The sequence below is a fragment of the Bacillus cereus group sp. BfR-BA-01331 genome, assembly GCF_022663915.1.
Lineage (GTDB): Bacteria > Bacillota > Bacilli > Bacillales > Bacillaceae_G > Bacillus_A > Bacillus_A mycoides.
This window is the reverse complement of sequence record NZ_JAKUGJ010000013.1, coordinates 1-13,674: the sequence shown is the minus strand read 5'-3', so window position 1 is coordinate 13,674 and position 13,674 is coordinate 1. Positions and strand designations below refer to the sequence as shown.

The following is a 13,674-nucleotide window of genomic DNA, read 5'->3' as shown; positions in this document are numbered from 1 at the left end:
TTATATAAAAGTTACTTCATAAGTATTAATACTTATGAAGTAACTTTTATCTGATAAGAAAGGGGCATCAGATTTATGAACAACCTTAATTTCCTTTGTGAGCAATTTGCTAAAATTCTTAATGGAAAAAGCAACATAAATCAGGGTGTTTGTTCTGTCTCCTTGCGTCGTAATATTAAAGTGTTTGTTCAAGGACGACCAAGCACCTCGGTGATACCGGTGGGGCTATCTTTTGAATCGTTAGATCAAAGTGGCAATGCGTTGAACTTTGGAGAAATCGCTATTTTACAAGAAGAAATTCCTTTGTTTATACAATCAATTGTTCAACAAGGGATTATTGTTAGCGCCTTACATAATCATTGGTTATATATGAAACCATTGATTATGTATATTCATATCCAATCTGTTGAACCACCATTAAGTTTTGCAAAAAAATTGGCAAATTCCTTTTCGGTTTTAAGTAGTTATCCAATTACTGATAACGGGAGCTAATGTTAAGTAGATCTTATTTATTCATTTCTTATATCGAGAATCATGTGAACAAAGAATGCCCTCCAGCTAAGCGATCTGGAAAGCATTTTTATAAATTTTTAGATACATTGAATTCCGATAATCGAAAATTATGTAAATAAGCTGTTCACTGGATTCTCATAGAAAACTGTGGTGAGATGAAATTTTTGATTTTGAAGCACTTCAAAATCTTAGCTAGATGGCTATGTATCGGTACCCCACAATAAAAAGGCAGGAACATATTAAATATGTTCCTGCCTTTGGTTTTATCCCGCATTAACGGGCAGTAAGACCCCCACCTCAAAATTCAGCGGAAGTAAAGAAGTTAGGTGGGGGATCAACTGCCCGTAAAAGCCCGATTGGTGAAGGCTAATAATCAGTGTGGGATGAACAAAACCCCCACTGATTAAAGTTTCACTTTATTAAGTTTAATATCTATGACCTAAATATAATAAAATTTGGAGCTTCTTTTATTTTAGAGAGATGTTTCCTAACAGTTGATTTTGTTAACGAAAGTCGACTCTAAATCCATATTCTGTATAGAATATAGTACATATAATAAAAGTATGAGGTGATACAGTGAGAGAGATTCATATTCATAAAATCATTGCGGATAAGAGAAAAGAAAAGGGAATTACACAGGAAGAGTTAGCGGCGTATATCGGTATTACGAAGGCATCTGTTTCCAAATGGGAGACGGGGCAGAGTTATCCGGATATTACATTTTTACCACTGTTAGCATCGTACTTTAACATAAGTATAGATGAATTAATCTGTTATACACCACAAATGGAACAGGAAGATATTAAAAATTTATATCATAGACTAGCGGAAGCTTTTAGTGAAGAACCGTTTGATGAAGTAATGATGGAGTGCAGAGAAATGATTAAAAAATATTATTCTTGTTTTCCATTATTACTTCAAATGGGGCTACTTTTTATTAACCACCATATGTTAACAGAGGATACGGATAAAAGAACTGAAATTTTAGAAGAGGCAATGTATCTCTTTAGCCGAGTGCAGGAAGAAAGTGAAGATGTTTCTCTTGTGAAAGAGGCGGTATCGTTTCAAGCAACTTGCTATCTTATACTCAATAGACCAAATGAGGTGCTTCAATTACTTGGCGAAACGATACGTCCTAACTTTCCAGAGGAAGATCTAATTGCGCAGGCGTATCAAATGCTTGGAAATGCTAAAAAGGCGAATGAAATGATGCAAATTAGTATGTATCAACATTTAATACAACTCGTTGCGACAATACCGAATTATGTAGTAGTAAATGCCTCAAACGCTGAAAAGGTAGAGGTAATTTTAAATAGAGCATTCATGTTAATAGACATGTATGAAATAGAAAAACTACATCCTAATATGACTTTAAAAGTATACTATGCTGCTGCACAAGTATATTGCATGCAAGAAAATTTTGAAGGTTCATTAGAAATGCTACGGAAATATGCAGCTGTTTGTACGGATAGCTTCACAGTAAATAGTCTGCATTTACACGGTGATTCATATTTTGATGCGATTGATGGATGGTTTGCAGAATTTCCACTCGGTGCTAAAACGGTTAGAAATGAAGAGATTATAAAGCGGAGTATGCTACAAAGTATTGCAGAGAACCCGATTTTCGCATCGATGAAAGACTTACTAGAGTATAAAAATATGATAGCGAGTTTGAAGTTTAAATTGGATATAAAAGAATAGAGGGAGGATAAATATAATGACTTTTGATGAATATGAAGTAGCGATAAATAGTGAATTTACTTTGTGCGGTACGATTACAAAGCCAAAAGCTGACGGGAAGTATGCAGCTGTTGTCATTATCGCTGGATCTGGAGAAGTTGATCGTGATGGAACGATAGTGCCACTGAATATGAAAGGGAATATGTATAAAGACTTGGCACATCTAATTACAAACCTCGGAGTAGTTACATTACGTTTTGATAAACGTGGTGTTGGAGCAAGTAGGGGTGAATTTATGAAAGCTGGGATGTGGGATTTAGTATCCGATATAGAAGCTGTTATTGCGTATTTGAAAGAGCAACCATTTGTTGATCCGGAAAATATCATTTTAGCTGGTCATAGTGAAGGGTGTATGTTAGCGACTGTAGTAAACGCAAGAACACCAGTTAATGGACTCATACTTCTTACAGGAGCTGCGGAATCGTTAGAAGAAGCTACTAAAAGACAAAGAGAGATTATTTATAAAGAGTTAAAAGAGCAAAAAGGAATAAAAGGAAAGTTAATGCATCTTCTCAATATTGAGAAACGGGGAGAAAAGCAGGCGCAAAAAGCAACAGAGAAAATGATAAACTCCAAAAAAGATATTGTTAAAATTGGTTTTAAGCCAATGAATGCAAAATGGCTTAGAGAGCATTTTCAGCATGACATTTATAAAGATTTAATGAAAGTAAAATGTCCAGTACTAGCAATTGCTGGTGATAAAGACTTTCAGACAAATCCTGAAAAAGCGAAGCGAATTGGTAATTATGTTAAGGGTGATTCCGAAGTATATGTAATAAAAAATATGGATCATACCTTAAAATATTTTGAAGGTGATTTTAAAGCGTTAGAATTTAAAAAGATTTATGCGGAAGGTGCAGATAAGCCGCTTCATCCGAAGCTGGAAGAAATTATTGTGAATTGGATGGATACGAATTTTACTTCGCAATATGCGGGCAGTAAGACTCTCAGCTCAATATTAGGCGAAGGTGAGGAAGTTGGAAGGGAGAGTAATTGTCCGTAAAAGATCGGTTGTTGTAGGTTAATCTAGTTTAGTATATGGGTAATAAGTTTTTTATCGTCGTTTTCCATTTGGTAATGATAAATCCTAACTATTTAAGTTGTAAAAACGAACATTCTTATTATTTTTATTAAAAATGTTAACTTTTAGATTGCGTATACACTAATAGTTTGTTATATTACCAATATAATAATTTTAAATAACATCACTCGTATATACTCGGTAATATGGTCCGAGCGTTTCTACCTAGTTCCCAATGAAAGAACTGGACTACGGGTTAAAGTATTCGGTCGTTCGGTGTATTGAGCCGCTACTGATCTATAATTTAGCAATGGCCTCATCTTTTGCTTAATTAACTTTGACTACCGTAGTTCTAGAAAGTAGAGATTCTTCTACAATTTCTAGAGCTTTTTTCTTTGGACCAAAACCTCGAGTATAGAAAACAACAAGAGAAAGAGGAGAGATTATTTATGAAGAAAAATCTGTTGAAAAAATATGGTGCCCTAGCAACTACTATCGCATTGTCATTCGCAATACTTGCAGGATGTAATGCTAGTCCAAAACAAGTAGCAGAGGCAAAAAGTAATCAAGATCCTATCTTAATTCAAGGCCCAATGCCAATAGAAGCTGAAAAATTTGCAAAAAGGTTAAAAAATGTGAAAGAAGAAAAATCTGGGAGTTTTGTATTTTATAAAGGAACTGTAGACAATTATCCTGTAATCGTTGCGAAAACAGGTAAAGGAATGGAAAATACAGCAGCCGCTACAGCAGTGGCTATTGAAAAATATAAGCCTATAGCGATTATTAACCAAGGAACATCAGGTGGACATGATCCTAATTTAAACGTATTTGATATTGTTTTAGGAAAACAAGTGGCGAATATAGGTTCGTTAAAAACAACAAATATGAATGAGAACCAAGGGATTGAGCCGGCAAAATGGATATCTATGGACCTGATGGCTTCTGAAGGAAGTGCAGGAGAAGATCCAAATGCTGAGAAAATCCGATACTACGAGGGAGATAAGGATTTACTTGCAGCAGCTAATGCAGTAAAAGACAAGTATACAAAAGGTAAAGTGGTGGAAGGTACTATAGGTTCAGCAGACGTTTGGAATAATGAAGTTGATAGAATTAAGTGGTTCCATACAAAATACGGTACATCAGTAGAAGAAATGGAAGGCGCTGCCGCAGCGCAAATTGCAAAAGCTTATGACGTACCATTTTTAGGGATTCGAGTATTATCTAACAATAAAACAAACGGCGGAAAATACAACCCAAATACAGCTGCGGCAAATCAAGAATATGTATATGAAGTAGTTAAAAAGTATATAGATTCGATACCAAATAAATAGTAGTAGTTCTGTCTCAATATAAAAATGTTATCATTACTGCACAATGTGTTGTGAACTCAGAATTACCAAAGTTTCTTTAATTAAAATAGATTGGTGCCTTACATGGTATCCAATCTATTTTTGTACTTATTTTTCAGAGGAAGAAGGGTTTTACACCAAAAAATAAAGACTGTTATAGAAAAAAGAAAAGTCGAACGATTTATCAAATATGCATGATTGCATAAAAAAATTGAAATTTATAAGTTAACATTAAACTACTTTTTAATTGTAAAGAATATTTTAATAATCTTTACTAGAGAAGGATATTCCTTGTGAAAAGTAGATAAACAAAAAGTGTGGGAATAATACAGAATCAATAGAGTTTTGTATTAAATAAAAAGAAAAGGATGGGTATGGCTTTCTAAAAGTTTTTGGGGGTTAGAAAGCATTTTTTAGTTAATAGCTTCAAATTATATTTTAAAGGGGAAATGGGTATATGAAGTTTCGAAATACAAAGCTCGCTATGGTTACACTATCTTCATTTTTTATTTTAGGTACTGCATCTCTATCATTCACAGATATCATACACGGTGAAGTAGCTTCTGCATCACCACAAGAGATTATTGTAAAAAGCTATGACGATACATATTATAATAATGCAATAGGAAAAATGGGTTTAGAATTAAAGAAGGAACTTCATAATGTTATTGATGATCATACAAAGTTATCATACAGTGCGGTTTGGGAAGCACTAAGAGATACTGATGAAGATCCAAATAATAAAAACAATGTGCTACTCTTATATACTGGGCGTTCGCAAGGGAAACTTACGAATGGTTCAGGAGTTGATAATTGGAACCGAGAGCATGTTTGGGCAAAATCTCACGGTGATTTTGGAACGACGGCAGGAGCTGGAACAGATTTGCATCATTTAAGAGCGACGGATGTATCTGTAAATAGCTCACGTGGGAATCTGGATTTTGATAATGGTGGTGTGAATCATTCAGAAGCGACAGAATGTAAGTACGATAGTGATTCTTGGGAACCTCGTGATAGTGTAAAAGGAGATATCGCTAGAATGCTATTTTACATGGCTGTTCGTTATGAAGGAGACAACGGCGAAATAGACTTAGAATTAAATGAAAAGGTGAATAACAATAAAGATCCGTACATGGGTAAACTATCCGTTTTACTAAAATGGAATGAACAAGACCCGGTAGATGATTTAGAGCGAAAGCGTAATGAAGTGATTTTTACGAAATATCAACATAATCGTAATCCTTTTATTGATCATCCAGAATGGGTAAATAAAATTTGGAATTAAAATATTTAAAGGTATTTTGCTTTGAGAGAAGGGATTGATCACTATGATCAATCCCTGTTTATATCTATACTAGAATAAGTGATTTTTATAGGATTGGAGAATAGAATAGATATTTTATTAAGTTAAGTATAATATGAGTCTTTTAATACGGTCCCCACTCAATATTCACGCCAACAATAAGAAAAATAAGTCCAATGATAAACCAAATGAATGCAAGTGGAGCCATGAAGCGAATCCATTTTCCATAAGAAATGCCGCTCGCTGCGAGAACGCCCATTAAAACACCAGAAGTTGGATTGAGGCAGTTCACTACACCTTCTCCAAGCATAACAGCCTGTACTGTAACTTGGCGTGTAATATGCATGAAATCGGCTAATGGAGCTAATATCGGAATGAAAATAACAGATTCTCCTGTCCCGGATGAAATGAGGAAATGTAATGCGGCACTACTTACATACATGCCGAGAACGCCAAATACAGGGCTATGTCCTTCGAGAGACTGTGCGAGTTGATTAACGATTGTATCAAGTAATTTGCCTTGTTCTAAAATGACTGAAATACAACGAGCCATTCCGACGATCAAAGCACCGTATATGAGATTTTGGCAGCCTGCTAGAAAAGTAGAAGCGATATCGTTTGCTTTCATACCACCTATTATTCCCGCTGTAATTGCTATGAATATAAAAGTAGCGGTCATTTCTGCGTCCGTCCAATGTAGACGAAAAGCGCCTATTAAAAATGCAATTAATGATAAAGCTGAAACGAGTAAAATTAATTTATGACGTATTGTCCAAGGAACTTCTGTTTTCTCTGTTTCTTTCTCACTTGAAAGAGCATTACTTGGAAACCAGTTATCTCCGAGTATGCTTCCTTTATTCGATTTTTTTAAGCGTTTTACATACCAATTAATATACAAAATGGTAGCAATTAAAAAAGAGATATAAATTGCCGTACGTAAACCAATTCCTGAAAACATCGGGAGTTCTGCGATTTTTTGTGAAATGCCTAAAGGTGAGGGAGATAAAATAGTAGCATTAAAACCAGCATAAGTGCCTAAATAAATAATTGCTACGCCGACGATAGCGTCCCATTTTAATGTGCGTGCAACGATGATGCCGATGGGGATAAAGCCGATAACTGAGTTCACGATAATACCAGTCGTTCCGAGAATAGAAAAGAGTGCGGCGACAATACAAATGAAAAGTAATTGCTGATTCCGAAATTTGTTAATTACATGATAGATTAAACCGTCAAGAGCACCTGTTTTTTCAAGAATTGCAATGGCTCCACCTGTAAATAAAATTAAGAAGATGATAGGAGCAGCAAGTGTCATTCCTTTTTCAATAGCGGTAAAAAAAGAAACAAACCCTACCGGCGATTGTGGAACAGAATGATAACTTCCTGGTATTGTCGTTGTAACAGTACCGTTTGTGACTCTTTTAAATTCTCCAGCAGGAACGAAATATGTAGCTATTGCACAAAGTAAGGCAATAAAAAATAGTAGTACGTACGCGTCAGGCATTTTAAACTTTCGTTTACTAGGCTGTTTTTTTGCCTCGGTTTGTAATTGCATAAAACCCCTCCTTTTTCACTTGGTTAATTTTTAATATTCTGAAATTTATCTGTGAAATAGATTATAATAAAGGTGGCTTCTTAAGGCAATAGTTTTTCTGTCCTTTTCCTGCACATACAAATTGTTGCAATATTAGACAGGGAAACGAAAAAAACCCAAGAATATGTAATATAAAAGGAAAAGAAAAGAGGGAAAGAGATGTGGAAAACTACGGATCTATGTGATGAATTTGAAAAGGAATTACAAATATGTCGCCAGTCTTTTCGGTCTTTCGGGAAGAAAAAACAATTCTATGGGAAAATCGCAACGGTAAAAGTGAAGGATGATAATGTACTAGTAAAAGAGGGGTTACAAACACTGCCGGAAGGTACAGTATTAGTTGTTGATGGCGGAGCTTCTAAAAATTGTGCGTTACTCGGTGATAATTTGGCAGCTATTGCGGAAGAGAGAAACTTAGCAGGAATTATTGTAAATGGGTATGTTCGTGATTCTAGTGAATTAAAAAATATTAATATTGGTATTGTAGCGTTAGGGACAATGCCAAATAGAAGTGTAAAAGAAGGAAAAGGAGAAAGAAATATTCCGGTGCAATTTGGTGAAGTTGAATGGAAACCGAATGAATATGTTTATGTAGATGAAGATGGAATTATTGTTAGTGATAAAAGCTTACATAGTGAGGGATGACTTCTAATAATGGAAGGCTATTAAGCTATTATTCTTAGAAAATAAATCCGATAAAGCATGGACAAAATTCTTTGTCAATAGTAAAATAATACAGAATTTAAAAATTACAGAATGTATAGGTTTATCGATTTACGATAAAGTGAAACTTTAATCAGTGGGGATTTTGTTCATCCCCACTGATTATTAGCCTTCACCAATCGGGCATTTACGGGCAGTTGATCCCCAGCTAACTTCTTTGCTTTCGCTGAATTTGAGGTGGGGGTCTTACTGCTCGGCGAATAGCGGGATAACTTGAAAAGGGAGTAAATTTTGCCTAGAAAAGTGAATGTTATCACAATGGTGCGTTCATAAACGAAATTATTTTTCCTATACAAATATAGCCGCGAATAATGCGGGTAGGAGGTGTTGTACATTTTTGTTCGACACTTACAAAAAGAGAGTGTCAACCGCATACCCTTAAAGGGTCTTTTTTTGTGTGAATGTTAGTAAAGGGAGGGAATTTTGGGATGGCAATGTTAAAGAAATGGCTGCTTACATCATTAATGGCAGTGGCACTTGTATTTGTTTCTTTTGCGAATACAGTACATATTGCGTTTGCTGAAGGAAAGACAGCGAAACTTGTAATTATTGGTGAATCACAAAAAGGAATTATGTTATGTCCGAAAGAAGTTTCCATTGAAGATGGAGAAACAGCTTTTAGTTTGCTACAAAAAGTTATGGGTGACAAAGTAACATCTGAAAGTATGTCATTTGGAACGTATATAAAGGGCATCGATGGATTAATGGCCGGAGCAACGAGCGGTTGGTTGTATGATGTAAATGATAAATCTGCAGAAGTTGGTGCGGATAGTTATAAATTAGAGTCTGGGGATGTTGTTGCATTTCGTTACGTTGCAGACTGGAGCAATATGAGTCAACAAACGTTGCAACAAACGTTAGATAAATTTGGCACTTGTAAAACTGTAGAAGAGCCAAAACCAGAAGAACCGAAAACAGAAAAACCAGATGGTAAACCAGAGGAACCGAAAACAGAAAAGCCAGATGGTAAACCAGAAGAACCGAAAACAGAAAAGCCAGATGGTAAGCCAGAAGAACCGAAAACAGAAAAGCCAGATGGTAAACCAGAGGAACCGAAAACAGAAAAACCAGAAGATAAAGTAACAGAACAACCAAAGCAAGAGAAAGTCGAAATTCCAGCAGCACAATTAAACGAAGCGATTTCTAAAACGTCAGAAAAGATGTTACAAGATGGAATTGGTAGTGATTGGGTTGCGATTGGACTTGCTCGTTCAGGTGTAAATGTTCCGCTTGAAACGAAAATAAACTATGTTAAGCCAGTAGCTGGAAAGGTTAAGAAGCGTTTAAATCGTTTTTCAGCAACAGATTTAGCTAGAACGATTATTATGATGAATGCAATGAATGTTGATCCTACAAAGGTAGAGGGACAAAATTTAGTGCAAAATTTGTTTGAATCAGATAAAGTGAATTCCGTTACAGGATACGCATTTACATTACTTGCATTAGATACAAAGAAATATGAGATTCCGGCCGAAGCAAAATGGAATCGAGCTGCTTTAGTACAAGCACTTTTACAAGCGCAGCATACAGACGGTGGCTGGACATATGATAGTTCAAGTAGTAAAGAAAGTGCTAGTAACGTTGATGTAACAAGTATGGTATTAGCAGCATTAGCTCCTTATCAAGATCAAGCAGATGTAAAGCCAGCTATTCAAAAAGCTGTTGATTATTTATACAAGCAGCAGCTAGGTAATGGTGGTTTTGCCGCTGATGGACAAGAGAATTCTAATAGTACTGCACAAGCAATTATTGGACTATCGCTAGTTAAAGATGTGGATCACGATCGTCTTAATAAAGCAGTACAAAATTTAATGTCATACCAGCTTCCAAATGGTGAGTTCAAATGGTTACCAAGTGATCAAAAAGGTAGCGGAATGGCTACAGAGCAAGCATTTTTAGCGTTACTTCAGTTTAAAGATCTTGGGAAATCGATTTATGATTGGTCAAATGTAGTAGAGAATGAAATTGATACGAAACCAATTGTAGAGCCAGAGACAACTGTAGAAGAAAAAGAAGTTGTAGAACAGCCGAAACAACAAGAAGAGTTACAAAAACAACCAAAAGATGAAAATCTAAAAGTTGTTGTAGATAACGAACGAGTTAATAAAGAAACAAACAAGAATAAGAATCAATTACCACAAACAGGAGCATCTTCTCATAGTGCAGCAACACAAGTAGGTATGGGTGTATTATGTATCGCTTCTGCATATGTATTATGGAGACGTAAAGCAGCTTAACAAAAATTAGGAGCAATCATTTGCTCCTAATTTTATTATGAAAGGTGAGGACAGCATGAGTAAGATGAAATGGTTCATTTCTTTAGTTCTTTCATTGGGATTATTAGCCGGATGTGAAGAAACGGCTGTAAAACCTGAGAAGAAGGCAGAACCGAAGCAAGAAGAGCAAAAAGAAGTAGCGAAGCAGGAAGAACAAAAAGATGTACCGAAACCGGAAGAGAAGCAAGCTGAACCGGAACAAAAACCACAAGAAGAGCAGAAAGATAAACAAGAACAAAAAGTAGAAGAGAAACCGAAAGAAGAAAAAGCGCAGGAACAGCCTGAAGTAAAGAAAGAAGAGAAACCAAAGGAACAGCCTGCTGCAAATAAACAACCGGAACAAAAAGTACAAGAAGAGAAACCTCAGCCGCCGAAAGCGCCAGAAGTAAAAGAAGAAGCAAAGGTTGTTAATCAGCCAAAAGAAACACCAAAGCAGGAGCAAAAGAAAAATCCAGAAGAGAACAATAATCTACCAGCTCCGCCACCACCACCACCAGATGTAGTACCAGTGCCAGTACCTAAAGCAAAACAAGTTACTATCTCGGTAAAAGGACATGAAGGATACTTATTAGGTGCGAAAAAGGTTGATGTACAAGAAGGCGATACAGTTTACAGTGTGCTAAAGAGTACAGGATTAGATGTTGATGCGAGTGGATCTAAAGGTGATGTTTACGTAAAAGGTATTGAAAATTTATATGAAAAAGACGTAAATGATAATAGTGGATGGAAATATCGTGTGAACGGTGCATTTCCGAACCGTAGTGCTGGTGTAGTTACAGTTAAACCAGGAGATACAGTTGAATGGGTGTATGTATACTAAATTAAGAAGGGATATTCGGTAAAGGACTATGAAAATAAGCTTTTCTTCTTTACATCCTTTTGTGAATTTTTTCTATTATATTGGGGTGATGATACTATGTATGATGTGTCTTCATCCTCTTTTTTTAATTGGAGCGATTATACTAATAGTAACCTTAAATATAGTACAGGGAAATGGTGAGAAAATAAGAAAGATGCTACCTAGTACTATCGTATTCTTTTTGATGGTTATTTTATTTAATTCTTTATTAACACATAGAGGAGCGACTACGTTATTTTATTTAGGAGATAGCCGGATTAAGCTTGAGGCCTGTATGTATGGACTTGTTATGGGTTTATTATTAGTTGCGATTATGTTTACGTTTGCTTCGTATAACGATATTATTTCGAGTCATAAATTTTTATATTTATTTTCAAGAATTTCACCGAAAGTAGCGTTGTTAACGATGATTACAGTGAGGTTTGTTCCTTTGTTTATTAGGCGGTTAAAGAAAATTACACTCGTCCAAAAAACGAAAGGTGTACAATTAGATTCAGGTTCACTCATTGAGCGTATAAAAAATGGAATGAAATTACTGCAAGTGTTATTAGTTTGTTCGTTAGAAGATGCACTACAAACAGCAGATTCTATGCAAGCTCGTGGATTTGGTGTAACGAAACGCACGACTTATATTCGGTATAGAATGGAAAGACGCGATTGGTACACGCTAAGTTATTTAAGTATTCTATTTATAGCCGCATTCATATTTAGTTATTATGGCGGAGGGAAATTGATCATTTATCCGAAAGTGGAATCAATACTGTTCCAGCAATACGATGGAATGATGTTTTTCCTATTTATGATGTTTATTAGTTTACCGATTATGATGGAAGGAAGGGAATCGATATGGTGGCGCATGCAGAAATAAAGAATTTATCATTTATATATGCTGATGAAAATGAAGAAGCGTTACAGCATATTTCTCTTTCTGTTCAAAAAGGAGAATTTATAGTACTTGCTGGCGGTTCAGGTTCTGGGAAGACAACTTTATTAAAACATTTTAAAAAGGAATTACTGCCAATTGGCACGCGTTCAGGAGAGATATTTTATGATGACGTTTTATTAGAGGAAGTACCTGATTTATTATCTGCACAAGACATTGGTATGGTATTTCAAAACCCAGAAAATCAGCTCGTAATGGATACAGTGATTCAAGAATTAGCATTTTCTTTAGAAAATATCGGGTTACCATCACATATTATTCAAAAAAGAATAGCGGAACTTATTAGCTTTTTAGGATTTCAAGATTTGTTACATCAATCTGTTCATACTTTATCTGGTGGTCAAAAACAACTAGTAAATTTAGCAGCAGTATTAGTCATGCAGCCGAAGTTATTATTACTGGATGAACCGACAGCGCAGCTAGATCCGATTGCTGCAAAAGAGTTTTTAGGATTATTAAAACGTATTAATGAAGAACTTGGAATTACGATCGTTTTAAGTGAACATCGTCTGGATGAAGTGATACCACTTGCAACACGCGTTATTTGTATGAATAACGGCCGAATCGTTTATGATGGTAGTCCTAAAACGGTTATAGCTAACATGTGGGAAGTTGAAAAGTTCCGTCCATTTATCCCGCAAATTCCAAGATTGTTTTTAGAGTGGAATGTAGAAGATATTCCGTTTACAGTGCGAGAAGCGCAAATGAAAATGAATGATTTTTCAGCGATATCATATAGGGATGGGCAAGTAGAACAGTGTGAAAAGCAAGAAGTGATCTTAAGTGCAGAACATATATCTTTTCAATATGAGAAAAATAGTCCCCTTATTTTACGAGATTTAACAGTGAACATCGAAAAAGGAAAATGGACAGCTCTAGTTGGGAAAAACGGAACCGGGAAGTCTACACTGTTAACGATTTTAGCAGGATTACAAAAAGCTAGAAGAGGGAAAGTAAAGTGGAGTGGAAAAGTGATACATAAAATTGATTCGAAAGAACGATTTAAAAGTATAGGATATGTATCGCAGCACCCATACTATCATTTTACATTTGATACAGTGTGGGAAGAAGTGTATGAACGTGCAAGTGAATTATACGGAGAACAAGGAAAAGAAATAGCAGAAAATATGCTAAAACAGTTTTGGTTATATTCGCTTAAAGAACGTCATCCGCATGATTGTAGCGGCGGGGAACAACAATTACTCGCATTATGTACAACGTTATTATCAAAGCCGACTTTATTATTGCTTGATGAACCGACAAAGGGTAACTAACTGTTACGATTTATTTAACCAATTATAACCAAAGTTAATTAAATATATCAGTAAGCCCTGCTAGTCAAGTGATTGGCTA

10 protein-coding genes, 1 pseudogene and 1 riboswitch are annotated in these 13,674 nt (G+C 35.5%); of the genes and pseudogenes, 10 read left to right on the top strand and 1 reads right to left on the bottom strand.

Annotation, left to right across the window (positions count from 1 at the left end):
• Positions 1-75 precede the first annotated feature (75 nt).
• The 5 genes from MR155_RS20620 to MR155_RS20600 all read left to right on the top strand — a co-directional run bounded on the left by MR155_RS20620 (position 76) and on the right by MR155_RS20600 (position 5,908).
• The gene (locus tag MR155_RS20620; protein ID WP_001061492.1) at positions 76-492 is read left to right on the top strand and encodes a DUF1259 domain-containing protein; all 417 of its coding nucleotides are present in this window, start codon (positions 76-78) and stop codon (positions 490-492) included.
• 597 nt (positions 493-1,089) lie between these two features.
• Positions 1,090-2,214, top strand: coding sequence for a helix-turn-helix domain-containing protein (locus tag MR155_RS20615; protein ID WP_242310963.1), 1,125 nt, complete (start codon positions 1,090-1,092; stop codon positions 2,212-2,214).
• Between the two features lie 16 nt (positions 2,215-2,230).
• Positions 2,231-3,256: an alpha/beta hydrolase family protein gene (locus tag MR155_RS20610; protein ID WP_242310962.1), complete on the top strand. Its 1,026-nt coding sequence runs from the start codon at positions 2,231-2,233 to the stop codon at positions 3,254-3,256.
• A 186-nt stretch (positions 3,257-3,442) separates the two neighbouring features.
• A riboswitch (purine riboswitch) is annotated at positions 3,443-3,546 on the top strand.
• 177 nt (positions 3,547-3,723) lie between these two features.
• Positions 3,724-4,605, top strand: a complete 882-nt coding sequence (locus tag MR155_RS20605; protein ID WP_242310961.1) for a 5'-methylthioadenosine/S-adenosylhomocysteine nucleosidase — start codon at positions 3,724-3,726, stop codon at positions 4,603-4,605.
• Positions 4,606-5,080: 475 nt separating this feature from the next.
• On the top strand, positions 5,081-5,908 hold the full coding sequence (locus MR155_RS20600) for an endonuclease I family protein (RefSeq protein WP_242310960.1): 828 nt from the start codon (positions 5,081-5,083) through the stop codon (positions 5,906-5,908).
• A 142-nt stretch (positions 5,909-6,050) separates the two neighbouring features.
• Here MR155_RS20600 and MR155_RS20595 read toward each other — a convergent pair whose 3' ends face one another.
• Positions 6,051-7,481: a YfcC family protein gene (locus tag MR155_RS20595; protein ID WP_002013955.1), complete on the bottom strand. Its 1,431-nt coding sequence runs from the start codon at positions 7,479-7,481 to the stop codon at positions 6,051-6,053.
• A 198-nt stretch (positions 7,482-7,679) separates the two neighbouring features.
• On the opposite strand from MR155_RS20595, the gene rraA reads away from it, so the two are divergent.
• The 5 genes and pseudogenes from rraA to MR155_RS20570 all read left to right on the top strand — a co-directional run.
• On the top strand, positions 7,680-8,165 hold the full coding sequence (rraA, locus tag MR155_RS20590) for a ribonuclease E activity regulator RraA (RefSeq protein WP_002013954.1): 486 nt from the start codon (positions 7,680-7,682) through the stop codon (positions 8,163-8,165).
• Between the two features lie 506 nt (positions 8,166-8,671).
• Positions 8,672-10,480 carry a DUF4430 domain-containing protein gene (locus MR155_RS20585; protein WP_242310959.1) on the top strand — a complete coding sequence of 603 codons (1,809 nt, stop codon included), beginning with the start codon at positions 8,672-8,674 and terminating at the stop codon, positions 10,478-10,480.
• A 55-nt stretch (positions 10,481-10,535) separates the two neighbouring features.
• Positions 10,536-11,339, top strand: coding sequence for a DUF4430 domain-containing protein (locus MR155_RS20580; RefSeq protein WP_242310958.1), 804 nt, complete (start codon positions 10,536-10,538; stop codon positions 11,337-11,339).
• Positions 11,340-11,367: 28 nt separating this feature from the next.
• Positions 11,368-12,246 (top strand): energy-coupling factor transporter transmembrane component T, encoded by an 879-nt coding sequence (locus MR155_RS20575; RefSeq protein ID WP_242310957.1) that lies wholly within the window; start codon positions 11,368-11,370, stop codon positions 12,244-12,246.
• Positions 12,219-13,589, top strand: a pseudogene (locus MR155_RS20570) (ABC transporter ATP-binding protein); the annotation flags it as partial. The gene MR155_RS20575 and the pseudogene MR155_RS20570, both read left to right, overlap by 28 nt.
• Positions 13,590-13,674 lie beyond the last annotated feature (85 nt).

Excerpts from the sequence above, each read along its gene's own strand:
- MR155_RS20620 (WP_001061492.1), top strand. The coding sequence starts at position 76 with ATGAACAACCTTAATTTCCTTTGTGAGCAATTTGCTAAAATTCTTAAT.
- MR155_RS20610 (WP_242310962.1), top strand. The coding sequence starts at position 2,231 with ATGACTTTTGATGAATATGAAGTAGCGATAAATAGTGAATTTACTTTG.
- MR155_RS20605 (WP_242310961.1), top strand. The coding sequence starts at position 3,724 with ATGAAGAAAAATCTGTTGAAAAAATATGGTGCCCTAGCAACTACTATC.
- MR155_RS20600 (WP_242310960.1), top strand. The coding sequence starts at position 5,081 with ATGAAGTTTCGAAATACAAAGCTCGCTATGGTTACACTATCTTCATTT.
- MR155_RS20595 (WP_002013955.1), bottom strand. The coding sequence starts at position 7,481 with ATGCAATTACAAACCGAGGCAAAAAAACAGCCTAGTAAACGAAAGTTT.
- rraA (WP_002013954.1), top strand. The coding sequence starts at position 7,680 with ATGTGGAAAACTACGGATCTATGTGATGAATTTGAAAAGGAATTACAA.
- MR155_RS20585 (WP_242310959.1), top strand. The coding sequence starts at position 8,672 with ATGGCAATGTTAAAGAAATGGCTGCTTACATCATTAATGGCAGTGGCA.
- MR155_RS20580 (WP_242310958.1), top strand. The coding sequence starts at position 10,536 with ATGAGTAAGATGAAATGGTTCATTTCTTTAGTTCTTTCATTGGGATTA.
- MR155_RS20575 (WP_242310957.1), top strand. The coding sequence starts at position 11,368 with ATGAAAATAAGCTTTTCTTCTTTACATCCTTTTGTGAATTTTTTCTAT.